The sequence below is a fragment of the Pantoea anthophila genome (assembly GCF_026104315.1).
GTDB classification, from domain to species: Bacteria; Pseudomonadota; Gammaproteobacteria; order Enterobacterales; family Enterobacteriaceae; genus Pantoea; species Pantoea anthophila.
The window spans coordinates 761003-786822 of the sequence record NZ_CP110473.1; the positions used below are offsets into that span (position 1 = coordinate 761003).

Here is a 25820-nt window from a genome sequence, read left to right on the forward strand (position 1 = left end):
GAATAGGATCGGGAAATGGCAAAGGTATCACTGGATAAAGATAAGATTAAGTTCCTGCTGGTGGAGGGTGTGCATCAGAGCGCGCTGGACAACCTGCGGGCTGCAGGCTACACCAACATCGAATTTCACAAGGGCGCGCTGGACGCTGACGCATTAAAAGCCTCCATCCGTGATGCGCACTTCATTGGTATCCGTTCCCGCTCCCAGCTCACTGAAGAGATTTTTGCGGCGGCTGAAAAGCTGGTCGCTGTCGGCTGTTTCTGTATCGGAACCAACCAGGTTGACCTGCAGGCCGCCGCCAGCCGCGGGATTCCGGTCTTCAATGCGCCATTCTCCAATACCCGCTCGGTCGCTGAACTGGTGATTGGTGAGATGCTGCTGATGCTGCGTGGTATCCCGGAAGCGAACGCCAAAGCGCACCGTGGTATCTGGAACAAGAATGCCAAAGGCTCATTCGAAGCGCGTGGGAAAAAACTCGGCATCATCGGTTACGGCCATATCGGGATGCAGCTGGGCGTGCTGGCAGAGAGCCTGGGCATGCACGTTTTCTTCTACGACATTGAAAACAAGCTGCCGCTGGGTAATGCCACTCAGGTTCGCCATCTGGCGGAACTGCTCAACATGAGCGACGTTGTGAGCCTGCACGTACCGGAAACCGTGTCGACACAGGATATGATCGGGGCGGAGCAGCTGGCGCAGATGAAGCCTGGCGCGCTGCTGATTAACGCCTCTCGCGGCACGGTTGTGGATATCCCGGCGCTGTGCGAGGCACTGGCCAGCAAGCATGTGGGAGGCGCGGCCATCGACGTCTTCCCGGTCGAGCCGGCCACCAACAGCGATCCCTTTATCTCTCCGCTGAGTGAGTTTGACAACGTGATCCTGACGCCGCACATTGGCGGTTCGACAGAAGAAGCGCAGGAGAACATCGGTATTGAAGTTGCGGGCAAGCTGGCGAAATACTCCGACAACGGCTCCACTCTGTCGGCGGTCAACTTCCCGGAAGTCTCACTGCCGATCCACGGCATCAGCGCCAGTCGTCTGCTGCACATCCACGAGAACCGTCCGGGCGTGCTGACGGCGATCAACCAGATTTTCGCCGAGCAGGGCATTAACATCGCCGCCCAGTATCTGCAGACGTCGCCATTTATGGGCTATGTGGTCATCGATATCGATGCTGAGCCGGAAGTGGCTGAGAAAGCTCTGCAGCTGATGAAGGCTATTCCGGGGACTATCCGCGCGCGTTTACTTTACTAAGCGCTACCCGCCTGGAGAGGCGCTGAGTTGCGTCTCTTCAGGTTTCATTGCGGACAGATGCGCCCGGACAGGGGATTAAGCCATCTGAAAATTCCGTAACACTACTTTCTCTACTCCCTCTACTCCCACTGCCACAGCTTTGACGGCGTCATTACGGCCGGCAAAGGCACATCCCATTCTGCCACCGGCAGGCTGTCAACCTGCTGACAATCGTGGGCCAGACCCACGGGCAAAAAGCCGTGCTGCCGCCAGTTCTGCAGCGTGCGATCGTAGAAGCCTCCGCCCATCCCCAGACGCTGACCGGCGTGATCAAACGCCACCAGCGGCACCATCATCAGATCCAGCTGATCCAGGGTGATCAACTGCCGGATATCCAGCGGCGGTTCGGGAATACGCAGCTTATTGGTCTGCAAAGGGGTGTCGGGCGAATAGCGCAGAAACAGTAAATTACCGGGAGAGAAGGGGTGCAAAACCGGCAGACAGACCGTTTTTTTCAGATGCCACAACCGGGCAATCAGCGGACGGGTGTTGAGCTCCCCATCCACCGACAGAAACAGGGCAATGTTTTGTGCGGCAGTAAGCGGGGCGTAGTTCAGGGCCAGCTCCGCAAGCTGTTCGGCCGCCTGGGCCTGCTGCTCGTCCGTCAGCGCCCGGCGCAGATGACGCACCTGCTGGCGAATTTCCTGACGCTGTGACATGGAAGGTGCAGAGATGGAAGGTTCAGACATGATTTCCCCGCCGGATAAGTCGCTGTTCAGCGACTATAACATGTCGGTCGGGGGAAAAAAGCAGGAGTGCTGAAAGGGAGATCTCCGAGATGCCGCCGTAGGCTGTAACCCTTGAACCCTTGGTTCAAGGTGAACATGCCGTCGTAACCATCAGGCTTCTCGGACGGACCGAGCATGCACACAGGTTACAGAGCGTCACATTCTGTTTTTTCGAAATATCGGCTCAGGGGACTGGCCCACTTGCAAACATCTCAGAGAAAATTTACCTCACCGTTACTGTAGCACAGCAACCATGAAGTTTTATTCGAACTTCGCATCCTGGCGGTCGGTTATGCGACCCTGCTCAACTAACGCCTGCTCAATCGTCTGCTGCAGCATACGGATACGCTGTTCCATATTAGCAGCATAATCGCGCGTTTTCACTTTCTCTTGCGCCAGTTCATGGCAGACGTTTAACGCGGCGATGAACACCAGTTGCTCTGTATTTGTGACTCTAGTGCGAACTTTTAAATCTTGCAACCGCTGATTGAGATCGTCAGCCGCACTATTGAGCGCATCTTGCTGCTCTGGCGGACAATTCACTCTTAACGAACGACCAAAAATTTGTAAATCTACCGGTTGTGCAGACATGCCACCTTCCTGACTGATTACTTCGCTCGCAACTCCCTTAGCAGTCAATGGCTTGGGAGGCGGGCAACTATATAGACCCACGAAATAAGATACAACCCCTTTTCTGGAAACCTTGAGGCAGCTAGTGGTAGCATAACACGAACTTATTCTGCCAACGACGATGAAAACTTATGTCCTTACAGAACGCAACCCCCGATTACAACGCGCTTGCGGCGGTGCTCTCACAGCAGGGTGTTGGAATGACGCCCGCAGAAATGCACGGCCTGCTGAGTGGGATCCTCTGCGGCGGTAACCAGGACACCAGCTGGAAGACGCTGGTCCACGATCTGGCTAACGAAGGCATGGCGTTTTCTCACTCTCTCGCAGTGCCACTGACAGAACTGCACGCGCACACGGCGACCACGCTGGAAGATGAAGGCTTTCTGTTTCAGCTGCTGCTGCCCGCTGATGATGACATCACCGTCTTTGACCGTGCCGATGCGCTGGCGGGCTGGGTGAACCATTTTCTGCTCGGCCTGGGCGTAACACAGCCTAAACTGGATAAGGTCACCGGGGAAACCGGCGAAGCCATTGATGACCTGCGCACCATCGCTCAGCTCGGTTATGAAGAGGATGAAGACCAGGAGGAGCTGGAGCAGTCGCTGGAAGAGGTGATTGAGTATGTGCGCGTGGCAGCCCTGCTGTGTCATGACACCTTTACCCGCCCACAGCCCACTGCGCCAGAAGTGCAAAAGCCGACGCTGCATTAAGTCAGGCGTTTCAGGTCAACGAGTTTAACCGGTCAGTTTACAGGGAGTGCAGAGATGATTTCACTGGAACGATTCCTGCAGCGCCGTCAGGCGCTGTTAGCGAAGATGGCGCCAGGCAGCGCCGCGTTAATTTTTGCTGCGCCTGAAGTGACGCGCAGTAATGACACCGAGTATCCGTTTCGTCAGAGCAGCGATTTCAGCTATTTCACCGGTTTTAACGAGCCACAGGCGCTGCTGGTCCTGATCAAAAGCGATGAGAATCACAACCACAGCGTGCTGTTTAACCGCGTGCGTGACCTCACGGCAGAGATCTGGTCTGGCCGTCGGCTGGGTCAGGAGGCGGCTCCTGCGAAACTGGGCGTGGATCGCGCCTTGCCCTGGGACGACATTGGCGAACAGCTGCACCTGCTGCTCAACGGCCTGGATGTGATCTACCACGCACAGGGTGACTACAGCCATGCCGATGCCCTGGTGTTCAGCGCTCTGGAAAAACTGCGTCGTGGGTTCCGTCAGAACCTCAGCGCGCCTGCCACCCTGACCGACTGGCGTCCCTGGGTGCATGAGATGCGCCTGTTCAAGGATGCGGATGAAATCGAGCTGATGCGCCGCGCCGGGAAGATCAGTGCCCTGGCCCATACCCGTGCCATGCTGGCCTGCCAGCCAGGTATGTTTGAGTATCAGCTGGAGGGAGAGATTCATCACGAATTTGCCCGTCATGGCGCGCGCTTCCCGGCCTACAACACCATTGTCGGTGCCGGAGAAAACGGCTGCATTCTGCACTACACCGAAAATGAAAGTGAAATGCGCGACGGCGATCTGGTGCTGATCGATGCCGGCTGCGAGTTCCACGGCTATGCCGGGGATATCACCCGTACCTTCCCGGTTAACGGCAAATTCAGCCCGGCGCAGCGCGCGATTTATGACATCGTTCTGGCTTCACTGAACCGGGCGCTGGAGATGTTCCGGCCTGGCATCAGCATTCGCGAAGTCAACGATGAAGTCGTACGCATTATGATCACCGGCCTGGTTGAGCTGGGCATTCTCGACGGTGACGTCGATACGCTGATTGCCGAAGAGGCGCATCGTCAGTTCTACATGCATGGTCTGGGCCACTGGCTGGGGCTGGATGTTCACGATGTTGGCCACTACGGCACGCCGAGCCGCGACCGGATACTGGAACCGGGCATGGTGTTAACGGTTGAACCGGGCCTCTACATCGCGCCGGATGCGGATGTTCCTGTGGCGTATCGCGGCATCGGTATCCGTATCGAAGATGACATCGTGATCACCGAAGAGGGCATTGAAAATCTCACCGACAGCGTCGTGAAAGAGGCCGATGAGATTGAGGCGCTGATGGCGGCGGCTAAACAGGCATGACGATTCTGATTGCCGGTGGCGGCATGACCGGGGCGACGCTGGCGCTGGCGATCTCCCATCTCACTAAGGGCAAACTGCCGGTGACGCTGATCGAGCGCAGCGAGCCTGCCAGCCGGGCGCACCCCGGTTTTGATGGCCGGGCGATTGCGCTCTCAGCCGGCACCTGCCAGCAGCTGGCGGCGATTAACCTCTGGCAGCGCATCGCCAGTTGTGCCACGCCGATTACTGATATCCATGTCTCCGACCGCGGCCACGCAGGCTTTGTCTCGATGGCGGCGGCTGACTATGAGATTCCGGCGCTGGGGCAGGTTGTCGAGCTGTTTGACGTCGGTCAGCGGCTGTTTGCTGAACTGAAAAAAGCGCCGGGCGTGACGTTGCGCTGTCCGGCTCGTGTGACCCAGGCAATCCGCAGTGATGAGCAGGTTGAGGTGACGCTGGACAACGGCGAGCAACTCAGCGGAAAAGTGCTGGTGGCGGCGGATGGCACACGCTCTGCACTGGCGGCATCCTGTGGCATCCAGTGGCAGACTGAGGCGTATCAGCAGCTGGCGGTTATCGCCAACGTCTCCACCGCACTGCCTCATCAGGGCCGGGCGTTTGAACGTTTCACCGAGCATGGCCCGCTGGCGCTGTTGCCGATGTCCGGGAACCGTCTGTCGCTGGTCTGGTGCCATCCGGCGTCGCAGCGCGAAAAAATAGTGCAGTGGAGTGATGCTGAATTCCTCAGCGAGTTACAGCGCGCCTTTGGCTGGCGGCTTGGGAAATTCACCCACACCGGTCAGCGCGAATGCTACCCGCTGGCGCTGCACCAGGCGGTGCAGACGGTAACGCATCGCGTGGCGGTGGTAGGCAATGCGGCACAGACGCTGCATCCGATTGCCGGGCAGGGCTTTAACCTGGGCCTGCGTGACGTGATGTCGCTGGCGGAAACGCTGGCCACTGCCCATCGGCAACAGCAGGACCCCGGCAGCTATGCGGTCCTGAATCACTATCAGCAACGCCGGCAGTCGGACCGTGCCGCCACCATTGGCATCACAGACGGGCTGGTTCGCGTCTTTGCCAATCGTTACGCCCCGCTGGTGGCAGGACGTAACCTGGGCCTGCTGGCGATGGACCATCTGCCGTGGCTACGAAATCAACTGGCTGAGCGCACGCTTGGCTGGGTTAAGCGTTAACAAAGAGGCTCAGATGCAAACTTTTGATGTGGTGATTGCCGGTGGCGGAATGGTGGGGCTTGCTGTCGCCTGCGGCTTGCAGGGCAGTGGACTGCGCATCGCCGTACTGGAAAAATCGCCGGAGCCGCTCCTGGCGCTGAGTGCGTCACCCTCCGTCCGTGTTTCGGCAATTAATGCCGCCAGTGAACGTCTGCTGCAGAAGCTGGATGTCTGGTCGACAATCCTTTCCCTGCGCGCCAGCCCCTATCACGGTATGGAAGTGTGGGAGAAGGACAGTTTTGGAGCCATCGCGTTTGATGATGAGCAGCAGGGCCTGTCGCATCTTGGCCACATTATCGAAAATCCGGTGATCCAGAGCGCGCTCTGGCAGCGCGCCAGCACCTGCAGTGACGTCACGCTGATGGCGCCTTCGCAGTTGCAGCAGGTGGCATTTGGTGACAACGAAGCCTTTATCACGCTGCAGGATGGCAGCATGCTAAGCGCGCGCTTAATGATTGCTGCTGATGGCGCAAACTCCTGGCTGCGCAACAAAGCGGATATTCCACTGACCTTCTGGGATTACGACCACCACGCGTTAGTGGCTAACGTTCGCACCGAACAACCTCACGACGCGGTGGCGCGTCAGGTGTTCCACGGCGACGGCATACTGGCGTTCCTGCCGATGCAGGACCCACACCTCAGCTCTATCGTCTGGTCGCTGTCGCCTCAGGAAGCCAGCCGCCTGGAAACCATGCCGGACGCGCTGTTCAACCAGCAGCTCTCCGTGGCGTTTGATATGCGCCTCGGCCTCTGCCAGCTGGAAAGCGAGCGCAAAACGTTTCCGCTGGTGGCGCGCTACGCCCGCAACTTCGCGGCGCACCGTCTGGCGCTGGTCGGGGATGCGGCTCACACCATCCATCCGCTGGCAGGACAGGGGGTTAACCTGGGCTTCATGGACGCCGCAGAGCTGATCGGTGAGATCCGGCGTCTCCATCAGCAGGGCAAAGATATCGGTCAGCACCTCTATCTGCGCCGCTATGAGCGCAGCCGTAAACACAGCGCCGCCATGATGCTGGCGGGCATGCAGGGCTTCCGCGAAATGTTTGCAGGCAACAACCCGGCGAAAAAACTGCTGCGTGATGTCGGTCTGAAGCTGGCGGACCGTTTACCGGGCGTCAAACCGATGATGCTGAAACAGGCGATGGGCCTGACCGATTTGCCCGCCTGGCTTCGCTGAACCTGCCCCTCTGCTAAGCCAGCTTCTGCTGGCTTTTTTATCTCTCAACCCCCCTCTGCACCACAAAAAGGCAACGCTGCACCAGCAGGGTTCCTCGTTTGATTTATTCTAATTTTGCGTGAGATTTCGCATTACTTTTTTTTATCCGGAAGCGCGCTGAAGGCGGGATCTTTTTAACAACCTGGACGCCGTGCCGCATAAATTTGCTGCGTATATTTAAATAGCCTGCATTTATTGCGCGATTAATCACAAAAATGCAGTTTATTATCCTGTCGCCTCCGATTCCTGGTTAGTCTGTGCCTCTGCTTTCGACCCCGATTTGCTTATGGTTAATCACCAGATTCGGTGGTAACGTCAGCCTCAGGAGAACGTTTGCGTCGGCACAGTATGACGGCGCGCTTTTGTACTCATTCGCTTCTGCACAGGATGGTTATGACTCAGCAAACACCTCTGTTTGAACAGCATCAGGCCTGCGGTGCCCGCATGGTGGACTTTCATGGCTGGATGATGCCTTTGCACTACGGCTCCCAGATGGATGAACATCATGTCGTGCGCAGTGACGCCGGCATGTTTGATGTCTCCCACATGACCATTGTCGATCTGACCGGTCCGCGTACCCGCGAGTTTCTGCGCTACCTGCTGGCGAACGATGTCGCAAAACTGACCCAGCCCGGCAAGGCGCTCTACACCGGGATGCTCAATGCCTCGGGTGGCGTCATTGACGATTTAATTGTTTACTTTATGAGCGAGACGTTCTTCCGGCTGGTCGTGAACTCCGCGACCCGTGAGAAAGATCTCGCCTGGATAGCGCAGCACGCGCAGCACTACGGCATTACGCTGACCGAACGCGATGATCTGGCCCTGATTGCCGTGCAGGGTCCGCAGGCACAGCAGAAAGCGCAGACGCTGTTCAGCGAAGAGCAGCGTCAGGCCGTCGCAGGCATGAAGCCCTTTTTCGGCGTACAGGCGGGCGATCTGTTTATCGCTACAACGGGTTACACCGGCGAAGCGGGATATGAGATTGCACTGCCCGCAGGCGAGGCGGCGGGGTTCTGGCAGCGTCTGCTGGCTGCAGGGGTGAAACCGGCCGGACTGGGCGCGCGCGACACCCTGCGTCTGGAAGCGGGGATGAACCTCTATGGTCAGGAGATGGATGAAGGTGTCTCACCGCTGGCCGCCAACATGGGCTGGACCGTCTGCTGGGAGCCTGCAGACCGCGATTTCATCGGCCGGGAAGCCCTGGAGCTACAGCGTGAACGCGGAACGGAAAAGCTGGTGGGACTGATCATGACGGAAAAAGGGGTGCTGCGTCACGGGCAGCCGGTGCGTTTCACGGATGAGCAGGGACAGCAGCAGGAAGGGATCATTACCAGCGGTTCTTTCTCACCGACCCTGGGTTACAGCATCGCCCTGGCGCGCGTCCCCGCTTCCGTCGGCAGCGCCGCCATCGTTGAGATCCGTAACCGCCAGATGCCGGTACAGGTCACCCGTCCCATTTTTGTCCGCGCCGGTAAGCCGGTCGCTCAGTAAATTTTATTCAGGAGAAATGGCCAATGAGCAATGTGCCGAATACGTTGAAATACCGCGACAGCCACGAATGGGTGCGCAAAGAAGAGGATGGCAGCTACACCGTGGGCATTACCGAACATGCGCAGGAGCTACTGGGCGACATGGTGTTTGTCGATCTGCCGGAAGTGGGCGCGACGTTCGCAGCCGGTGAAGAGTGTGCGGTAGCGGAATCCGTTAAAGCGGCTTCAGATATTTATGCGCCCCTCAGCGGTGAAATTGTGGCGGTCAACGACGCGCTGACCGACTCACCGGAGCAGGTTAACAGCGAGCCTTATGCCGGCGGCTGGTTATTCAAAATGAAAGCCAGCGACGCGTCCGAACTTGACTCGCTGCTGGATGCGGATGCCTATAAAGCCTCCATCGACGAGTAATCGTCAGGCGGCCTCCTGCAGAGGCCGCTGACTTCTGTTTGATCTCCGGTTCCCCAGCCCGATTCAGGATTTACTGCTAATGACTCAGACTCTCAGCCAGCTTGAACACAACGGTGCCTTTATTGAGCGCCATATCGGTCCTTCACCTGAGCAGCAGGCGCAGATGCTTGACGCGATTGGTGCCCGTTCGCTGGACGCGTTAATCGGCACCATTGTGCCTGCCGACATTCAACTGCCAGGCCCGCCTGCGGTAGGCGAAGCCGCCACTGAACAGCAGGCGCTGGCGGAACTGAAAGCCATCGCCAGCCAGAATCTGCGTTACAAATCCTGGATCGGCATGGGATACAGTGCGGTGATCACCCCGCCGGTGATCCTGCGTAACATGCTGGAGAATCCCGGCTGGTACACCGCTTACACCCCTTATCAGCCTGAGGTGTCGCAGGGCCGTCTGGAAGCACTGCTGAACTTCCAGCAGCTGACGCTGGATCTCACCGGCATGGATATCGCCTCCGCCTCACTGCTGGATGAAGCGACCGCCGCCGCCGAAGCGATGGCGATGGCAAAACGCGTCAGCAAGCTCAAAAACGCGAATAAATTTTTCATTGCCGATGATATCCATCCGCAGACGCTGGATGTGGTGCGAACCCGTGCAGAAACGTTCGGCTTTGAACTGATTATCGACCGTGCAGAGAAAGCGCCTGAGCATGACGATCTGTTTGGCGTGCTGCTGCAACAGGTGGGCACCACCGGTGAAGCGCACGACTACCGCGCTCTGATTGCCGCACTTAAAGCGCGCAAAGTGGTCGTCAGCGTGGCCGCCGACTTTATGTCGTTAGTCCTGCTGGAAGCGCCTGGTAAGCAGGGCGCGGACATCGTGTTTGGTTCGGCTCAGCGCTTCGGCGTGCCCATGGGTTACGGCGGGCCTCACGCGGCGTTCTTCGCCAGCCGTGACGAGCATAAACGCTCTATGCCGGGCCGCATCATTGGTGTCTCGCGCGATGCCGCAGGCAATACGGCGCTGCGCATGGCGATGCAGACCCGCGAGCAGCATATCCGCCGCGAAAAGGCCAACTCCAACATCTGTACTTCACAGGTGCTGCTGGCCAACATTGCCGGTCTCTATGCGGTGTTCCACGGCCCGGCCGGACTTAAACGTATCGCCTCACGCATTCACCGCTTCACCACGATTCTGGCAGCCGGCCTGCAGCAGGGCGGTCTGACGCTGCGCCATCAGCACTGGTTCGATACGCTGACGGTCGAGGTGGCGGATAAAGCCGCCGTGCTGAACCGCGCCCTGAGCTTTGGCGTTAACCTGCGCAGCGATATTCACAACGCGGTCGGCATCACGCTGGATGAAACCACCTGCCGCGAAGATATTCTGACGCTGTTCGCTATTCTGCTGGGTGACGATCAGCGTCCGGACCTGGAAAAACTCGACAGCGAAGTCGCCAGCGAAGGCCACGCTATTCCCGCCGGCCTGCTGCGCCAGAGCGACATTCTGACTCATCCGGTCTTCAACCGTCATCACAGCGAAACTGAGATGATGCGCTATATGCACAGCCTGGAGAAAAAAGATCTGGCGCTGAACCAGGCGATGATCCCGCTCGGCTCCTGCACGATGAAGCTCAATGCCGCGGCGGAGATGATCCCGATCACCTGGCCGGAGTTTGCTGAGCTGCATCCTTTCTGCCCGGCTGAACAGGCCGCTGGTTATCTGCAGATGATCAGTCAGCTTTCACAGTGGCTGGTGCAACTCACCGGCTATGATGCGCTCTGTATGCAGCCTAACTCCGGGGCGCAGGGGGAGTACGCCGGACTGCTGGCGATCCGCCGCTATCATGAAAGTCGCGGCGAGGGGGATCGCCATCTCTGCCTGATCCCCAGCTCAGCCCACGGCACTAACCCGGCCTCTGCTCAGATGGCGGGTATGGATGTGGTGGTGGTGGCCTGTGATAAACAGGGCAACATCGATCTGGGTGACCTGCGCGAAAAAGCCGCTCAGGCAGGTGATAAACTCTCCTGCATCATGGTGACTTATCCCTCTACCCATGGCGTCTATGAAGAGACCATCCGCGAAGTGTGCCAGATTGTTCATCAGTATGGCGGTCAGGTCTACCTGGATGGCGCAAACATGAATGCGCAGGTCGGCATCACCACGCCGGGATATATCGGCGCGGATGTGTCGCATCTCAATCTGCACAAAACCTTCTGCATCCCGCACGGCGGTGGCGGTCCGGGTATGGGACCGATTGGCGTCAAGGCGCATCTGGCTCCGTTTGTGCCGGGTCACAGCGTGGTGCAGATCGACGGTGTGCTGACGCAGCAGGGCGCGGTCTCCGCTGCACCGTTTGGCAGCGCCTCCATCCTGCCTATCAGCTGGATGTACATTCGTATGATGGGAGCCGAGGGGCTGAAACAGGCCAGCTCGGTCGCTATCCTCAATGCTAACTACATCGCCAGCCGCCTGCAGTCCGCCTATCCGGTGCTCTATACCGGCCGCGACGGCCGCGTGGCGCACGAATGTATTCTCGACATTCGTCCGCTGAAAGAGCAGACCGGCATCAGCGAGCTGGATATTGCCAAGCGCCTGATCGATTACGGCTTCCACGCGCCGACCATGTCCTTCCCGGTCGCGGGCACCCTGATGGTGGAGCCAACCGAGTCGGAGAGCAAAATCGAACTGGATCGCTTTATTGATGCGATGCTGGCGATCCGCATCGAGGTTGACCGGGTGGCGGCCGGTGAATGGCCGCTGGACGACAACCCGCTGGTGAATGCACCGCACACCCAGCTGGAAATTGTCGGTGAGTGGTCTCACCCTTACAGCCGTGAACTGGCGGTCTTCCCGGCGGGCAGCCACAACAAGTACTGGCCGACGGTGAAGCGTCTTGACGATGTCTTTGGCGATCGCAATCTGTTCTGCTCCTGCGTACCGATCAGCGACTATCAGTAAATCGCGGCAGCAGAATCTCATCCCCAGGGGCCGGTTTCCGGCCCTTTTTTATGGAGAAACAGTATGAAACTGGCACTGGTTACGGGAGGCAGCCGCGGCATCGGACGGGCAACGTCGCGGCTGCTGGCCGCTCGCGGTTATCGGGTCGCGGTGAACTATCGCCAGCGCGAGGCAGAAGCGCAGGAGGTGGTCAGCCAAATCCGGCAGCAGGGCGGGGAAGCCTTTGCGATTCAGGCTGATATTGCGGATGAAGAGGCGGTGAAGGCGATGTTTGCGCAGCTCGATCAGCAGGCGGAACCGCTGGCGCTGCTGGTGAACAACGCCGGTATTCTGTTTCAGCAGTGCCGCACCGAACAGCTGGATGCGGCGCGTCTGCAAAAGGTGTTTGCCACCAATGTTATCGGCACCTTTCTCTGCTGTCGGGAGGCGGTTAAGCGGATGGGTACCCATCATGGCGGCCAGGGCGGGGCGATCGTGAACGTTTCATCGGCGGCGTCCCGCACCGGTGCACCGGGCGAATATGTCGATTACGCCGCCTCAAAAGGGGCGATGGATACCCTGACCAGAGGATTGTCGCTGGAAGTGGCGCAGCAGGGCATCCGGGTAAACGGTGTCCGGCCAGGATTCATCTATACAGAGATGCATGCTGACGGCGGCGAGCCAGGCAGAGTAGACCGGCTTGCCAGTGCGATTCCGATGGGACGAGGCGGAGAAGCGGAGGAAATTGCGGAAGCGATCGTCTGGCTGGCCAGTGAAGCGGCCTCATACGTGACCGGCAGCATCATTGACGCTGCCGGTGGGCGCTGAGGCGTTTCGCCTCCGCGGCGGCGGGGCGCGTCAGAGGTTATCACCATTGCTGGCGATAACCTGCTGATACCAGCCGAAGCTCTTCTTCTTCGCACGGGAAAAGTCACCGCTGCCATCATCGTTTTTATTCACATGAATAAAGCCGTAACGCTTGTCGTACTGTCCGGTGGTGAACGAGACGCAGTCCAGGCAGCCCCACGGGGTGTAGCCCATTAACTCCACGCCATCATAGCTGACGGCTTTCTTCATCTCTTCAATGTGTGCGCGCAGATAGTCGATGCGGTAATCATCGTCAATCATCCCGTCGGCACCCGGCTTATCGATCGCGCCAAAGCCATTTTCCACAATAAACAGCGGCTTCTGATAACGTTCATAAAGGTCGTTCAGGGCATAGCGCAGGCCAACCGGGTCGATCTGCCAGCCCCAGTCGGAGGCTTTCACATGCGGGTTTTTCACTACGCCTTCAAAGCCGGTAATCGGATCGTCAACGCCGCTGGCATCGGTCTTCACGGCGTTGCTCATGTAGTAGCTGAAGCCAACGTAGTCTGCGCAGCCCTGACGCAGCGTTTCGGCATCGTCAGCGTCCATCTGAATGTCATACCCTTTGCGCGCCCACTCTTTCAGGGTATAGGCCGGATAGTATCCGCGCATCTGCACATCACTGAACACATAGCGCTGATGCATCGCTTCCTGCGCCAGGGCTACATCATCCGGATGGCAGGAGAACGGGTAGACCGGCACCATGGCGATCATGCAGCCAATCTGAAAGTCCGGATTGATGTCGTGTCCGAGTTTCACCACTTTTGCGCTGGCAACAAACTGATGGTGCATCACCTGATACATCGCCTCTTCAGGCTTCTCATGTTCAGTGAAGATCACCCCTGAGCAGCAGTATCCGAACAGCGGATAGCGCCAGTTGCGCTGGTTGTTGATCTCGTTAAAGGTCATCCAGTATTTCACTTTGTTTTTATAGCGCTTCAGCACCACTTCACTGAAGCGCACAAAGAAGTCGACCACTTTGCGGTTATGCCAGCCGCCATACTCTTTAACCAGGTGATAAGGCATTTCGAAGTGAGAGAGGGTGATGACGGGTTCAATGCCATACTTCAGCAGTTCATCAAACAGATCGTCATAAAATTGCAGGCCCGCTTCGTTGGGCTGCTGCTCATCCCCGTTCGGGAAGATGCGGGTCCAGGCGATGGAGGTGCGGAAACATCTGAAGCCCATCTCGGCAAACAGCGCGACATCCTCTTTATAGTGAGAGTAGAACTCCACGCCCTGATGGTTCGGATAGAAATGGCCGGGCTGCACGCCATCGGTGATGACCCGATCAACACCATGTGAACCGCCGGTCAGGACGTCTGCAATGCTGACTCCTTTGCCGCCCTGATCCCAGCCGCCTTCAACCTGATGCGCTGCCACCGCGCCACCCCAGAGAAAGTTTTTGGGTAACTGCAATTCTGCACTCATGTTTCACTCCGTTCCGGATAAAGAAATTGCGATGAGTGTAGCAAGGCAATAATCAAAGTCACGATATAACACCGCGCGAGAAATGGCGTTTGTTACCTGTGAAAAACAGGCTGTTTTATTTTCGCAGCTGGCGGCCGATCGCCTCAATAATATAGGTTACCGGAACCTGTGTCGTAATATCCGTGTTGTCAGCCAGACGAATAATCGGCACATGGTAGCAGAGGGTAAAATCGCCGATTTTCGCCAGCGAGCTGCTCTCCGTATTCGTTATCGCAATGATTCTGCACTTGTTCAGGCTGAACTGGCTGGCAATACGCAGGATCTCTTCGGTTTCACCGGAGACGGATAAAATAATCGCAATCGCGTTCTGATAGAGGTCGGGACTGATCGGGTAATAGGGATCATCAATTGCGTGACTGAATTTACCGAGGTTAGAGAAAAAGCGGGCACCATATTTCGCCAGGCTGCCTGATGTGCCGACGCCAATAAAAAAAACCTGCTCAGCCTGAGCAATTTTCTGTGCGGCCTGAGCGATGAGCTGTTCAAACGCCGGATTGTTAATGCTGTTAAAGAAACTCAGCATCTCGCTCACCCCGGCGGTATTCAGCTGAGGCGTATGCTGCTGTTCGGCTAAGCGCAGACGAATGCGAAATTCTGACCAGCCTTCACAGTGCATCTTACGGCAGAAGCGCAGCACGGTGGTCGTGGAGACCCCCGCCTGCTCAGCCAGTTCGCGGATGGTCATATAACTGACGCCTTCACGATGTTTAATGATGAACTGATAGACCTGCATTTCCAGATCGTTAAGACGGGCGAGATCGCGGTGCGAAAACATGGATGACTCGTTGAACGGTTGACCTGGGCTCAGTTTATCAGATTCAGCAGCCGGTTTAACGGTTACAGAATTTCATAAGATAATTTTAGCGTACAGGTGTACACTGAAATCGTTATCAACCCGGCTGGAGAATATTATCACTGCGATTACGCTGTTCAGGACACACATATGACCCCCACACTTTCTCACAAACCACGACCCGCAGCGGACGACTGGTTCGGCGAAGAAATTGCCAACAGTATCAGTCATGGTCTGGGCTGTCTGTCAGGCATCGCTGGCCTGGTGCTGATGCTTCATCAGGCCATCGAACGCCAGGCGGATACCCTGACCTTTGTCAGCTACAGCCTTTATGGCGGCAGTATGATCCTGCTGTTTCTGGCTTCGACGCTTTATCATGCCATTCCCGATGGCCCGGTCCGGCCCTGGCTGAAAACGTTTGACCACTGCGCGATCTATCTGCTGATCGCCGGAACCTACACGCCGTTTCTGCTGGTGGGACTCAGGACGCCGCTGGCGTATGGATTAATGGCGGTAATCTGGGGTCTGGCGCTGGCCGGTATTCTGTTTAAGCTTACCATTGCCCATCGCTTTAAAGTGCTGTCGCTGGTGACCTATCTCTGTATGGGGTGGCTGTCGCTGATCGTGGTTTATCAGCTGGCCATGATTATGCCGCCAGCCTGTATCTGGCTGCTGGCAGCAGGCGGGATAATCTACTCGCTGGGGGTGATTTTCTATGTGGCACGCCGCATTCCCTACAATCATGCCATCTGGCATGGATTCGTACTGGGCGGCTCACTCTGTCATTTCTGCGCCATCTACTTCTATGTACGCTGACGCTTCGCGAATGTGGCCCTGACGTGACGTCAGGGCCAGAAGGTGACTCAGCTCTCATCCAGCGAATAGGGCAGGGGCTGCACCGTCAGATGACCACCTTCATCGCCTTCAACCCGAAGCACGCTGTCCGGCTCCAGATCGTTGTTCAGCACCACCTGAATCCAGCTGGTGCCATTATCCAGCTGCACAGCCGCCAGCACGCTGCCGGTACGACGCCAGCGCTCACCCATCTGCAGCTCCAGCGGCGCGTTAGCTTCAGGCAGATGGCTTGCCTTACCCGCCAGCCAGTAAAGGGCGCGTTTGTTAGCACCGCGATATTTCGCCCGGGCCACCATCTCCTGTCCGGCATAGCACCCTTTTTTAAAGCTGATGGCATCCAGCGCCTGCAGGTTGGTGGCCTGCGGAATAAACTGCACGCTGGTGGCGGGAACGATAACCGGAATACCGGCTTCGATATCCAGCGCCAGCCACTGCTGGCTGTCGTTGAACTGTGCATCCTCGCTGAGTTTCTGCTTCAGCACGTCGGCCTGGGCCGGTGATGTCACAATCAGAAAACGTTCGGCCGGATGCGCAAACCACAGCAGGGTAGTTTCACCCTGATGCACCACTGGCTTCTCGCTGTCAGGCAACGCCTCAAACAGGTTAGCCAGGGCAGCACGCGCCTGGAAACCAGCCACACCCAGCAGAAGTGCTTCATCGTCGGGCGTCATCGTGACTTTTGAAAACACCGCATATTTCTTCAGCTCGGCCAGCTGGGTGTCGCGCAGTTCGCGCTGGATCAGGTAGGCATACCCTTCACCGCGATGAAACAGACGCAGATTGCTCCACATTTTGCCTTTGGCGTCGCAGTGCGCGGCGGGGGAGTGATGATTGGCATCCAGCGCCGCGACATCCAGCGTTAACTGACCCTGCAGGTAGGCAGTGCTGTCCGCACCGGTAATCGAAACCAGTGCCCAGCTGTCCAGTGACATCAGGGTTAACGGCAGACGGGACGACGCGGCAGGCTGGCGCGGCGGTAAAGTAAAAGTGGGCATGGAGATATCCTGTGTAAGAAGGTTCATCCGGAACAATGTCTTCAATGTTAAAAGAGCCGCCTGGCAATGCAACCTGTTTACGGAAAACGGCGCACAAAAGGCGTGATAACCCTGCAAAGAGGCCGCCTGAAATGTGGCAGGTTGCACAGCATGCGACGCAGCGCCTGCGAGCCGTAGTAAACCAGGTTACACTAAGCGCCACGTTGTGAACTGTGGAAACTGATGCATGGATATTAATGATAAATCACGTATTCAGTGGGCCTGCCGTCGCGGCATGCTGGAACTGGATGTGGCGATTATGCCGTTCTTCAAATTTGAGTATGACACGCTGAGCGACACCGATAAGCAGGTCTTTGTCGCGCTGCTGAAGAGTGACGATCCCGATCTGTTCAACTGGCTGATGAATCACGGCGAGCCAAAGGATCCTGAGCTTAAGCGGATGGTCAACCTGATCCAGCAGCGCAACCATGAGCGCGGCCCGGTGGCAATGTAAGCTGCGGCCCTCCCGGCTGGCGTGCGGGGTGCTGTGCGTCTGGCTGGTGGCTGCCGTTTCGGGCGTGCTGCTGATGGCGCTGCCCGTGGGTGGGGAGCTGCTGCGAAGCGGAATGATCCTGCTGTTACTGGCGGAGGGCGCGCGTGTCTGCCGGCGGCTGAGGCTGCGGCGCGGGACGCTGGAGCGGGAAAGTGTCCATTGCTGGATCTGGCAGGGAAAACGCTGGCGTCCCACTCAGCCACTGCGCTGGTTACCAGCGGGCGTGCTGCTGGTGGCGAAGAGCGAAGAGGGTGACAGGCTGCGCTGGTGGCTGATGCAGGACGCTATGCAGCCTGACGAATGGCGGGCGTTGCGCGCCTGCTGCTTCAGCAGGGCGCGACATTAACGGCGAAGAGGCATAAGCGCGCATGTCGACTGACCCGCGGCCGGTCAGGTTCTGCCGGGCATTCCGCGCCGTCTCCGTATGTGGCTGGCGGCCGCAACGGCTGAAGAGGGTTACAGCAGTCCGGCAGTCTCGGTTAACACCTGCTCGCACCACTGCTCAACGCGCTCATCCGTCACCTCAAACTGATTCACGTCATCCAGCGCCAGTCCGACAAACTGTGTGCCATCGGCAGTGAGCGGTCGGGGACTGGTGAACTCATAGCCCTCCAGCGGCCAGTAGCCTACGAAACGTACCCCCATCGGCTGCAGCAGATCGTGCAGCATGCCGAGCGCATCCAGAAACCATTCACCGTAGCCAATCTGATCGCCCATGCCATACAGCGCCACAATCTTATTCTGCAGATTCAGCGCGGGCAGCTGCGTCCAGATCGCCTCCCAGTCCTCCTGCAACTCACCAAAATCCCAGGTGGGGATTCCCATGATCAGCAAATCGTACTGCTCCATCAGGCGCGGGTCATCATCCTTAACGTTATGCAGCGTGACCAGCTCGTCGCCGATGAAATCGCGAATTTTCTCCGCCACGATTTCGGTGTAACAGGTACTGGAACCGTAAAACAGACCGATTTTCATGCAGATAACACTCTGTAAATACTGACTTTGGCGCAATTGTACCAGAAGCGCTGCTGAATCAGGCATAATGAGCATGATTTTACACCAGACGGCGGAGATAACGTGCAGGACAGCGAACTGACAGAACAGTTTCTTGATGCGCTCTGGATTGAGCGCAATCTGGCGCAGAACACGCTCTCCTCCTATCGCCAGGATCTCCAGACGCTGACCGGCTGGCTGGCGCATCACCAGCTGACGCTGCTCAGCGTGACGCCAGCCGATCTGCAGCAGTTTCTGGCTGAACGGCTGGAAGGAGGCTACAAGGCGACCAGCTCAGCGCGGCTGCTCAGCGCCATGCGTCGCCTGTTCCAGTATCTGTACCGTGAAAAAGTGCGCCCCGACGATCCCAGTGCGCTGCTCTCGGCACCCAAACTGCCACAGCGACTGCCGAAAGATCTCACTGAGGCGCAGGTCGAGCGGCTGTTGCAGGCACCCAATACCGATATCCCACTGGAGCTGCGCGATAAGGCGATGCTGGAGCTGCTCTATGCCACCGGCCTGCGCGTCTCCGAACTGACGGGGCTGACCCTCAGCGACATCAGCCTGCGTCAGGGCGTCGTCCGGGTAATCGGTAAAGGTGATAAAGAGCGGCTGGTGCCATTAGGTGAAGAAGCGGTTTACTGGCTGGAGCAATATATGGAACATGGTCGCCCGTGGCTGCTTAATGGTCAGACGCTGGACGTGATGTTTCCCAGTAATCGGGCGCAGCAGATGACGCGGCAGACCTTCTGGCATCGTATTAAGCATTACGCCACGCTGGCGGGCATCGACGCCGAAAAGTTATCACCCCATGTGATGCGCCATGCCTTTGCCACGCATCTGCTGAACCACGGCGCCGATTTGCGTGTCGTACAGATGTTGCTGGGGCACAGCGATCTCTCCACCACGCAAATTTATACGCATGTCGCCACCGAGCGCCTGCGTCAGTTGCATCAACAACACCATCCGCGAGCCTGAACCGCGGCCATAAGGACAACGATGAACAAGCATTTTGCCATGCTGGCCCTGTTAGCCAGCGCCTTTTCCGGTCTTGCTCAGGCCGATGACAGCGCCATTCAGCAATCCCTGAAAAAGCTCGGGCTGAATCAGACAGAGATCAGCCCGTCCCCGCTGCCAGGGTTCAAAACCGTGCTGTCAGAGAGCGGCGTGCTCTACGTGACCGACGACGGTAAACATATGATTCAGGGTCCGCTGTATGACGTCAGCGGCACTCAGCCGGTTAACGTCACCAATAAGCTGCTCGACAAAAAGGTCGAGGCGCTGGTGCCGGAGATGATCGTCTACAAAGCGCCTAAAGAGCAGCATGTCGTGACCGTCTTTACCGACATTACCTGCGGCTACTGTCACAAGCTGCACGAGCAGATGGCGGACTACAACGCACTGGGTATCACCGTGCGCTACCTGGCGTTTCCACGGGAAGGGCTGAATGGTCAGATCGCACCGGCGATGAAAGCGATCTGGTGCAGCGCCGACCGCAACAAAGCCTTTGACGAGGCAATGAAAGGCAATGCGCCGAAGATGGCTGCGCCCGACAGCTGCAAAATTGATATTGCTCAGCACTACAAGCTGGGCGTGCTGTTCGGCATTCAGGGCACCCCGGCCATGCTCACCGACAGCGGCATGATGATCCCCGGTTATCAGACGCCGCAGGAGCTGAAGCAGGTGCTGGACAATCAGAAGCGTGGTGGTTAATCGGTGGTAAAACAGGATGTGGAACTCCGTCGCCGTGAGGTGACGGTAGACGATGCGCTGCCGGCGACCCTGCCGCCGCTGCTGAAGCGACTCTATCTGCACCGCGGTGTGCGCGATGCCGCAGAGCTGGAGCGCGGTGCAAAAAATCTGCTGCCGTTTCAGTCCTTAAGCGGGATTGAGAGCGCCGTTGCGCTGCTGCATCAGGCGCTGCTGGATGGCCGTCGCATCATGGTGGTCGGCGACTTTGATGCCGATGGCGCGACCAGTACCGCGCTGACGGTGATGGCGCTGCGCAGTATGGGCGGCAGTAACGTGCAGTATCTGGTGCCGAATCGCTTTGAAGATGGGTATGGCCTCAGCCCGGAAGTGGTAGAGCAGGCGCGTGCACGGGGCGCCGCCATGATCCTGACGGTCGATAACGGCATCTCCTCCCACGCCGGGGTGGAGTACGCGCATCAGCACGGCATTCCGGTGCTGATCACCGACCATCACCTGCCGGGCGAGACCTTACCGGCCGCTGAGGCGATCGTGAATCCTAACCTGCCCGACTGCGACTTTCCTTCACGGGCGCTGGCGGGCGTTGGCGTTGCGTTCTATCTGATGCTGGCGCTGCGCGCCCATCTGCGCACCCAGGGCTGGTTCGGCGTTACCCGCGCCGAGCCAAATCTGGCCGGGATGCTGGACCTGGTGGCGCTCGGCACGGTCGCCGATGTGGTGCCGCTCGACGTTAACAACCGTATTCTGGTATGGCAGGGGCTGAGCCGTATCCGGGCCGGAAAATGCCGGCCAGGCATCCGGGCGCTGCTGGAGATTGCGAATCGCGATGCGCGTCAGCTGGCGGCCAGCGATCTCGGTTTTGCGCTGGGGCCACGGCTTAATGCCGCGGGGCGGCTCGACGACATGTCGGTGGGCGTGGCGCTGCTGATGACTGATGACCTGAGTCAGGCGCGGATGTTAGCCAGTGAGCTGGACGCACTCAACCAGACGCGAAAAGAGATCGAGCAGGGCATGCAGAGCGAGGCGCTGGCGCTGTGTCAGGCGCTGGAGCGTGAGCAGCGCGATCTGCCGCTGGGACTGGCCTTCTATCATCCCGAGTGGCATCAGGGCGTCGTGGGCATTCTGGCCTCACGACTGAAAGAGCGTTTTCATCGTCCGGTCATTGCCTTCGCGCCCGCGGGCGATGGCACGCTGAAAGGCTCGGGACGTTCGATTGCCGGCCTGCATCTGCGTGATGCGCTGGAGCGGCTGGATACCCTGAACCCCGGTCTGATGCTGAAGTTTGGTGGTCACGCGATGGCGGCAGGCTTATCGCTGGAAACGGACCGCTACGAGGAGTTCCGTCAGCGCTTTGCCGACCTGGTCGGTGAGTGGCTGGACGGCGAATCGCTGCAGGGCATCATCTGGTCTGACGGTGCGCTGCAACCGCAGGATTTTTCGCTGCAGACGGCTGAGATGCTGCGTGAGGCGGGCCCCTGGGGCCAGGCGTTCCCGGAACCGGCCTTCGACGGCCGGTTTAAGCTGCTGCAACAGCGGCTGGTGGGCGAGCGGCATCTGAAGGTGATGGTCGAACCGCTCGACGGCGGTCCGCTGATCGACGGTATCGCCTTTAATGTCGATACCACACTGTGGCCCGACAGCAGCGTGCGTCAGGTCGAACTGGCTTATAAGCTGGATATCAACGAGTATCGCGGTAACCGCTCGGTACAGCTGATCATCGACCATCTCTGGCCGCTGAACTAGGTTCTGTCAGGTTTGCGCCTCTGCGATGATGGCAGGCGCGCATGCCTGACTGCCTCCCGTCGTCTCCTCTGACGGGGCTGCAGCGCCATCAGCCGGGAAGAAAATGCGGCGCGTCACGCCGTTCCCGCATCCCCCTGTCTCAACGCTACAAACTGCCGCCAGTTTCGGGTAAACTTGTGCGTTAAATTTCCTGTCCCATCGAACATAAGAAAGACGCTAAAGCCATGTTTGAAATCAACCCGGTCAAAAACCGTATTCAGGACCTCAGTGAGCGCAGCGACGTTCTTCGGGGGTATCTTTGACTACGATGCCAAGAAAGAACGCCTCGAAGAAGTAAACGCCGAGCTGGAACAGCCCGATGTCTGGAACGAACCTGAGCGTGCTCAGGCGCTGGGCAAAGAGCGCGCCTCGCTGGAAGCGATCGTGCAGACGCTGGATCAGATGGCGCAGGGCCTGGAAGATGTGCAGGGTCTGCTGGAGCTGGCCGTCGAAGCGGAAGACGAAGAGACTTTCAACGAAGCGGTTGCCGAGCTGGACGTGCTTGAGGGCAAGCTGGGCGAACTGGAGTTCCGCCGCATGTTCTCCGGCGAGTATGACAGCGCTGACTGCTACATCGACCTGCAGGCCGGTTCCGGCGGCACCGAAGCGCAGGACTGGGCCAGCATGCTGATGCGTATGTATCTGCGTTGGGCCGAAGCAAAAGGCTTCAAAACCGAAATTATCGAAGAGTCTGAAGGTGAAGTCGCGGGCATCAAATCCGTGACCATTCGCGTGTCAGGCGACTACGCCTTTGGCTGGCTGCGCACGGAAACCGGCGTCCATCGCCTGGTGCGTAAGAGTCCGTTCGACTCCGGCGGCCGTCGTCACACCTCATTCAGCTCCGCCTTTATTTACCCGGAAGTGGATGACGATATTGATATCGACATCAACCCGGCGGATCTGCGTATTGACGTCTATCGCGCATCGGGCGCGGGCGGTCAGCACGTTAACCGGACGGAATCTGCGGTGCGTATTACCCACATTCCAACCGGAACGGTGACTCAGTGTCAGAACGACCGTTCTCAGCACAAGAACAAAGATCAGGCGATGAAGCAGATGAAGGCGAAGCTGTACGAGCTTGAGATGCAAAAGAAAAATGCTGAGAAACAGGCGCTGGAAGACAACAAGTCTGACATCGGCTGGGGAAGTCAGATCCGTTCTTACGTGCTTGATGATGCCCGCATCAAAGATCTGCGCACCGGCGTAGAGACGCGTAACACCCAGGCGGTACTGGACGGCGATCTGGATCGATTCATTGAAGCTAGTTTAAAAGCAGGGTTATAAGGAACCGACATGTCTGAACAACAACCGCAGAGCGCTGACGCCGCCGTTGAGTTAAATAACGAACTGAAAACGCGTCGCGAAAAGCTGAGCGTGCTGCGTGCAAATGGCGTGGCGTTTCCTAACGATTTCCGTCGTGACAGCCTCTCTGACCAGCTGCACGCCAGCTATGGCGAGAAGAGCAACGAAGAGCTTGAAGATCTCGGCATCGAAGTGAGTGTGGCGGGTCGTATGATGACCCGTCGCATCATGGGTAAAGCCTCTTTCGTGACCCTGCAGGATGTGGGTGGCCGCATTCAGCTGTACGTTTCGCGTGATGACCTGGCGGAAGGGATCTACAACGAGCAGTTCAAAAAGTGGGATCTCGGCGATATCCTCGGCGCGCGCGGCAAGCTGTTTAAAACCAAAACCGGCGAACTGTCGATTCACTGTTCTGAACTGCGCCTGCTGACCAAAGCCCTGCGTCCGTTACCGGACAAGTTCCACGGCCTGGCCGATCAGGAAACCCGTTACCGTCAGCGCTATCTCGACCTCATCGCCAACGATGAGTCGCGCAATACCTTCCGCATTCGTTCGCAGATCATGGCCGGCATTCGTCAGTTCATGGTGAGCCGCGACTTTATGGAAGTGGAAACGCCGATGATGCAGGTGATCCCGGGCGGCGCGTCTGCGCGTCCTTTCATCACCCATCACAATGCGCTGGATATCGATATGTATCTGCGTATTGCCCCGGAGCTTTACCTGAAGCGTCTGGTGGTGGGCGGGTTTGATCGCGTGTTCGAGATCAACCGTAACTTCCGTAACGAAGGGATTTCGCCACGTCATAACCCAGAGTTCACCATGATGGAACTCTATATGGCCTACGCGGATTACAAAGATCTGATCGAGCTGACCGAGAGCCTGTTCCGCACGCTGGCGCAGGATGTGCTGGGCAGCACGGTGGTGCCTTACGGTGAGCAGGAGTTTGATTTCGGTAAGCCGTTTGAAAAACTGACCATGCGCGAAGCGATCAAAAAGTATCGTCCGGAAACCGATCTGGCCGATCTGGAAGACTTTGATAAAGCGGTGGCGATTGCGCAATCACTGCACATCAAAGTTGAGAAGAGCTGGGGTCTGGGCCGCGTCGTAACGGAGATTTTCGAAGAGACGGCAGAGGCGAATCTGATTCAGCCAACCTTCATCACCGAATATCCGGCAGAAGTGTCGCCGCTGGCCCGTCGTAACGACGAGAACCCGGAAATCACGGATCGCTTTGAGTTCTTCATTGGTGGTCGTGAAATCGGTAACGGCTTCTCGGAGCTGAACGATGCGGAAGATCAGGCTGAGCGTTTCCTGCAGCAGGTAAATGCCAAAGATGCCGGTGACGACGAAGCGATGTTCTATGACGAAGACTACGTTACCGCACTGGAACATGGTCTGCCGCCAACCGCCGGTCTGGGTATCGGTATCGACCGTATGGTGATGCTGTTTACCAACAGCCACACCATCCGTGACGTCATTCTGTTCCCGGCACTGCGTCCAGGCAGCAAGTAAGTCTGACTGTTAACAGAAAAGGCCGGGATATCCCGGCCTTTTTTATGCTGCCAACGCCGAATCAGCATGTGTCTGACAGCAATAGATAAACTCAGCGCGCAGGGAGCAGGGTCAGAAGAGGAAAGCGTCTCGCGCCAGGGAGGGCGCGGGCCGAGCGGTCAGGGATGACGGCTTTTGCGTCTTTCCGATCTGACCCTGCTCCCTGAGCCGGCACCGTCTTATAGCGAAACGGGCCAGCTGTTGTCAGTAATTTCAGCAGATATCAGGATTTAATCGCCTGATCCAGCCAGGTCTGAAAGCGGGAATAGGGCACATAGAGCGCAACGTTCTTGTAGAGCGTCTTACCGGTGACATTGTCATCGATGTTATTGCTGTAGCCCACAATCACCCCCGCCAGCGTATCGTCAGAGGCGTTATAAACCGCACCGCCTGACATGCCTTTTACTACTCCCGCATTCGCCGCTACCACGACGCAGTCTGGTTTGTTCCAGCTGTTCGCCAGCGTGGTATTGATCAGGTTCTGCCCGCTGGAACTGACCGGCATCGCCGAAATAAAGCTGTAGCCGTAAAGGTTCACCCTGTCGCCGATATGGCTGTTGCGGAAGCTGGGAGGCAGGTTTACTTCGCTGTTTTTGTGGTAGACCACCGCCAGGTCACATTGCGGATGCCAGGCTTTGACCCGATAAAGCGAAAACTTCGCCACATGGGCGGCGGTCAGGCTGTACTCCGGCGTCAGCGGGATGGTGGTGCCGAGCGTGCCGATACCCAGTATGGTCGGAATGCCGGTCACGGTCATATCAACCCGCTTTTCAGCTTCTTTACTGTACTCATAATGACCAACCGAGCAGCCGGTCAGAGCAAAGACCATCAAGGCTATGAGTCGTTGCATTCTCTCTCCCTGCGTCAGAAGTTGATAACTACACCTGGCAATTGATTAGGGATATATCGGCAACGTTGCGGAATAATTAATGAATCACATATAAAAAA

At 57.8% G+C, this 25820-nt stretch carries 24 protein-coding genes and 1 other RNA gene; 17 read left to right on the forward strand and 8 right to left on the reverse strand.

The window, feature by feature from the left end:
• Positions 1 to 15 precede the first annotated feature (15 nt).
• Positions 16 to 1254 carry a phosphoglycerate dehydrogenase gene (serA, locus tag OJ965_RS06180; RefSeq protein WP_009087106.1) on the forward strand — a complete coding sequence of 413 codons (1239 nt, stop codon included), beginning with the start codon at positions 16 to 18 and terminating at the stop codon, positions 1252 to 1254.
• A 119-nt stretch (positions 1255 to 1373) separates the two neighbouring features.
• On the opposite strand, the gene OJ965_RS06185 is transcribed toward serA, so the two are convergent.
• The 3 genes from OJ965_RS06185 to zapA all read right to left on the reverse strand — a co-directional run bounded on the left by OJ965_RS06185 (position 1374) and on the right by zapA (position 2612).
• Positions 1374 to 1982, reverse strand: a complete 609-nt coding sequence (locus OJ965_RS06185) for a 5-formyltetrahydrofolate cyclo-ligase (protein WP_140029507.1) — start codon at positions 1980 to 1982, stop codon at positions 1374 to 1376.
• 77 nt (positions 1983 to 2059) lie between these two features.
• Positions 2060 to 2243, reverse strand: a non-coding RNA gene (gene ssrS, locus OJ965_RS06190) — 6S RNA.
• A gap of 39 nt (positions 2244 to 2282) precedes the next feature.
• Entirely contained in the window at positions 2283 to 2612 is a 330-nt protein-coding gene (zapA, locus tag OJ965_RS06195; RefSeq protein ID WP_009087102.1) for a cell division protein ZapA, read from the reverse strand.
• A 170-nt stretch (positions 2613 to 2782) separates the two neighbouring features.
• Here zapA and OJ965_RS06200 point away from each other — a divergent pair, with 170 nt between their 5' ends.
• From OJ965_RS06200 to OJ965_RS06235, 8 genes are all read left to right on the forward strand, one after another.
• Positions 2783 to 3361 (forward strand): YecA/YgfB family protein, encoded by a 579-nt coding sequence (locus OJ965_RS06200; RefSeq protein WP_009087101.1) that lies wholly within the window; start codon positions 2783 to 2785, stop codon positions 3359 to 3361.
• Positions 3362 to 3415: 54 nt separating this feature from the next.
• On the forward strand, positions 3416 to 4738 hold the full coding sequence (gene pepP / locus OJ965_RS06205) for a Xaa-Pro aminopeptidase (protein ID WP_084690459.1): 1323 nt from the start codon (positions 3416 to 3418) through the stop codon (positions 4736 to 4738).
• Entirely contained in the window at positions 4735 to 5913 is a 1179-nt protein-coding gene (gene ubiH / locus OJ965_RS06210; RefSeq protein WP_265138327.1) for a 2-octaprenyl-6-methoxyphenyl hydroxylase, read from the forward strand. Before pepP ends, ubiH begins: the two co-directional genes overlap by 4 nt.
• Positions 5914 to 5926: 13 nt before the next feature.
• Complete coding sequence (ubiI, locus tag OJ965_RS06215) at positions 5927 to 7129, forward strand: FAD-dependent 2-octaprenylphenol hydroxylase (RefSeq protein ID WP_154929382.1); 1203 nt, start codon at positions 5927 to 5929, stop codon at positions 7127 to 7129.
• Between the two features lie 432 nt (positions 7130 to 7561).
• Entirely contained in the window at positions 7562 to 8659 is a 1098-nt protein-coding gene (gene gcvT, locus OJ965_RS06220; RefSeq protein ID WP_046102499.1) for a glycine cleavage system aminomethyltransferase GcvT, read from the forward strand.
• A 23-nt stretch (positions 8660 to 8682) separates the two neighbouring features.
• Entirely contained in the window at positions 8683 to 9069 is a 387-nt protein-coding gene (gcvH, locus tag OJ965_RS06225) for a glycine cleavage system protein GcvH (RefSeq protein WP_009087090.1), read from the forward strand.
• Positions 9070 to 9148: 79 nt separating this feature from the next.
• Positions 9149 to 12022 (forward strand): aminomethyl-transferring glycine dehydrogenase, encoded by a 2874-nt coding sequence (gene gcvP / locus OJ965_RS06230; protein ID WP_265138328.1) that lies wholly within the window; start codon positions 9149 to 9151, stop codon positions 12020 to 12022.
• A 63-nt stretch (positions 12023 to 12085) separates the two neighbouring features.
• Positions 12086 to 12829 carry an SDR family oxidoreductase gene (locus tag OJ965_RS06235; protein ID WP_058958030.1) on the forward strand — a complete coding sequence of 248 codons (744 nt, stop codon included), beginning with the start codon at positions 12086 to 12088 and terminating at the stop codon, positions 12827 to 12829.
• A 30-nt stretch (positions 12830 to 12859) separates the two neighbouring features.
• Here the strand turns inward: OJ965_RS06235 and OJ965_RS06240 are convergent, their stop codons facing one another.
• Both OJ965_RS06240 and OJ965_RS06245 read right to left on the reverse strand, forming a co-directional pair.
• Positions 12860 to 14299, reverse strand: a complete 1440-nt coding sequence (locus OJ965_RS06240) for a 6-phospho-beta-glucosidase (RefSeq protein ID WP_265138329.1) — start codon at positions 14297 to 14299, stop codon at positions 12860 to 12862.
• 115 nt (positions 14300 to 14414) lie between these two features.
• Entirely contained in the window at positions 14415 to 15134 is a 720-nt protein-coding gene (locus OJ965_RS06245) for a MurR/RpiR family transcriptional regulator (RefSeq protein ID WP_009087083.1), read from the reverse strand.
• A 168-nt stretch (positions 15135 to 15302) separates the two neighbouring features.
• On the opposite strand from OJ965_RS06245, the gene trhA reads away from it, so the two are divergent.
• A complete protein-coding gene (trhA, locus tag OJ965_RS06250; protein ID WP_140029505.1) occupies positions 15303 to 15968 on the forward strand; it encodes a PAQR family membrane homeostasis protein TrhA in 666 nt (221 codons plus the stop codon).
• Between the two features lie 47 nt (positions 15969 to 16015).
• On the opposite strand, the gene ygfZ is transcribed toward trhA, so the two are convergent.
• Positions 16016 to 17002, reverse strand: a complete 987-nt coding sequence (ygfZ, locus tag OJ965_RS06255; RefSeq protein WP_265138330.1) for a tRNA-modifying protein YgfZ — start codon at positions 17000 to 17002, stop codon at positions 16016 to 16018.
• Positions 17003 to 17228: 226 nt separating this feature from the next.
• On the opposite strand from ygfZ, the gene sdhE reads away from it, so the two are divergent.
• Positions 17229 to 17495: an FAD assembly factor SdhE gene (gene sdhE / locus OJ965_RS06260; RefSeq protein WP_009087078.1), complete on the forward strand. Its 267-nt coding sequence runs from the start codon at positions 17229 to 17231 to the stop codon at positions 17493 to 17495.
• Positions 17470 to 17880, forward strand: a complete 411-nt coding sequence (locus OJ965_RS06265; RefSeq protein ID WP_265138332.1) for a protein YgfX — start codon at positions 17470 to 17472, stop codon at positions 17878 to 17880. The genes sdhE and OJ965_RS06265 overlap by 26 nt, the downstream gene beginning before the upstream one ends.
• A gap of 110 nt (positions 17881 to 17990) precedes the next feature.
• On the opposite strand, the gene fldB is transcribed toward OJ965_RS06265, so the two are convergent.
• A complete protein-coding gene (gene fldB, locus OJ965_RS06270) occupies positions 17991 to 18509 on the reverse strand; it encodes a flavodoxin FldB (RefSeq protein WP_046102492.1) in 519 nt (172 codons plus the stop codon).
• Positions 18510 to 18611: 102 nt separating this feature from the next.
• On the opposite strand from fldB, the gene xerD reads away from it, so the two are divergent.
• From xerD to lysS, 5 genes are all read left to right on the forward strand, one after another.
• Positions 18612 to 19505: a site-specific tyrosine recombinase XerD gene (xerD, locus tag OJ965_RS06275; protein ID WP_009087070.1), complete on the forward strand. Its 894-nt coding sequence runs from the start codon at positions 18612 to 18614 to the stop codon at positions 19503 to 19505.
• A gap of 21 nt (positions 19506 to 19526) precedes the next feature.
• Entirely contained in the window at positions 19527 to 20240 is a 714-nt protein-coding gene (gene dsbC, locus OJ965_RS06280; protein WP_009087068.1) for a bifunctional protein-disulfide isomerase/oxidoreductase DsbC, read from the forward strand.
• Positions 20241 to 20243: 3 nt separating this feature from the next.
• Positions 20244 to 21980 carry a single-stranded-DNA-specific exonuclease RecJ gene (recJ, locus tag OJ965_RS06285; RefSeq protein ID WP_046102491.1) on the forward strand — a complete coding sequence of 579 codons (1737 nt, stop codon included), beginning with the start codon at positions 20244 to 20246 and terminating at the stop codon, positions 21978 to 21980.
• A 224-nt stretch (positions 21981 to 22204) separates the two neighbouring features.
• Positions 22205 to 23303 (forward strand): peptide chain release factor 2 gene (gene prfB, locus OJ965_RS06290; RefSeq protein ID WP_111208374.1). Its coding sequence is split into 2 segments (ribosomal slippage): positions 22205 to 22279 and positions 22281 to 23303, totalling 1098 coding nucleotides; the frame shifts between segments, so codons are not numbered across the junction.
• A gap of 9 nt (positions 23304 to 23312) precedes the next feature.
• Positions 23313 to 24833, forward strand: coding sequence for a lysine--tRNA ligase (lysS, locus tag OJ965_RS06295; RefSeq protein ID WP_009087062.1), 1521 nt, complete (start codon positions 23313 to 23315; stop codon positions 24831 to 24833).
• 262 nt (positions 24834 to 25095) lie between these two features.
• Here lysS and OJ965_RS06300 read toward each other — a convergent pair whose 3' ends face one another.
• A complete protein-coding gene (locus OJ965_RS06300) occupies positions 25096 to 25722 on the reverse strand; it encodes a serine protease (protein ID WP_111208375.1) in 627 nt (208 codons plus the stop codon).
• Positions 25723 to 25820 lie beyond the last annotated feature (98 nt).

Excerpts from the sequence above, each read along its gene's own strand:
- OJ965_RS06240 (WP_265138329.1), bottom strand. The coding sequence starts at position 14,299 with ATGAGTGCAGAATTGCAGTTACCCAAAAACTTTCTCTGGGGTGGCGCG.
- pepP (WP_084690459.1), top strand. The coding sequence starts at position 3,416 with ATGATTTCACTGGAACGATTCCTGCAGCGCCGTCAGGCGCTGTTAGCG.
- OJ965_RS06300 (WP_111208375.1), bottom strand. The coding sequence starts at position 25,722 with ATGCAACGACTCATAGCCTTGATGGTCTTTGCTCTGACCGGCTGCTCG.
- OJ965_RS06185 (WP_140029507.1), bottom strand. The coding sequence starts at position 1,982 with ATGTCTGAACCTTCCATCTCTGCACCTTCCATGTCACAGCGTCAGGAA.
- gcvH (WP_009087090.1), top strand. The coding sequence starts at position 8,683 with ATGAGCAATGTGCCGAATACGTTGAAATACCGCGACAGCCACGAATGG.
- ygfZ (WP_265138330.1), bottom strand. The coding sequence starts at position 17,002 with ATGCCCACTTTTACTTTACCGCCGCGCCAGCCTGCCGCGTCGTCCCGT.
- OJ965_RS06200 (WP_009087101.1), top strand. The coding sequence starts at position 2,783 with ATGTCCTTACAGAACGCAACCCCCGATTACAACGCGCTTGCGGCGGTG.
- OJ965_RS06235 (WP_058958030.1), top strand. The coding sequence starts at position 12,086 with ATGAAACTGGCACTGGTTACGGGAGGCAGCCGCGGCATCGGACGGGCA.
- gcvP (WP_265138328.1), top strand. The coding sequence starts at position 9,149 with ATGACTCAGACTCTCAGCCAGCTTGAACACAACGGTGCCTTTATTGAG.
- serA (WP_009087106.1), top strand. The coding sequence starts at position 16 with ATGGCAAAGGTATCACTGGATAAAGATAAGATTAAGTTCCTGCTGGTG.
- gcvT (WP_046102499.1), top strand. The coding sequence starts at position 7,562 with ATGACTCAGCAAACACCTCTGTTTGAACAGCATCAGGCCTGCGGTGCC.
- OJ965_RS06245 (WP_009087083.1), bottom strand. The coding sequence starts at position 15,134 with ATGTTTTCGCACCGCGATCTCGCCCGTCTTAACGATCTGGAAATGCAG.
- zapA (WP_009087102.1), bottom strand. The coding sequence starts at position 2,612 with ATGTCTGCACAACCGGTAGATTTACAAATTTTTGGTCGTTCGTTAAGA.
- dsbC (WP_009087068.1), top strand. The coding sequence starts at position 19,527 with ATGAACAAGCATTTTGCCATGCTGGCCCTGTTAGCCAGCGCCTTTTCC.
- OJ965_RS06265 (WP_265138332.1), top strand. The coding sequence starts at position 17,470 with ATGAGCGCGGCCCGGTGGCAATGTAAGCTGCGGCCCTCCCGGCTGGCG.
- fldB (WP_046102492.1), bottom strand. The coding sequence starts at position 18,509 with ATGAAAATCGGTCTGTTTTACGGTTCCAGTACCTGTTACACCGAAATC.
- ubiI (WP_154929382.1), top strand. The coding sequence starts at position 5,927 with ATGCAAACTTTTGATGTGGTGATTGCCGGTGGCGGAATGGTGGGGCTT.
- sdhE (WP_009087078.1), top strand. The coding sequence starts at position 17,229 with ATGGATATTAATGATAAATCACGTATTCAGTGGGCCTGCCGTCGCGGC.
- trhA (WP_140029505.1), top strand. The coding sequence starts at position 15,303 with ATGACCCCCACACTTTCTCACAAACCACGACCCGCAGCGGACGACTGG.
- lysS (WP_009087062.1), top strand. The coding sequence starts at position 23,313 with ATGTCTGAACAACAACCGCAGAGCGCTGACGCCGCCGTTGAGTTAAAT.
- ubiH (WP_265138327.1), top strand. The coding sequence starts at position 4,735 with ATGACGATTCTGATTGCCGGTGGCGGCATGACCGGGGCGACGCTGGCG.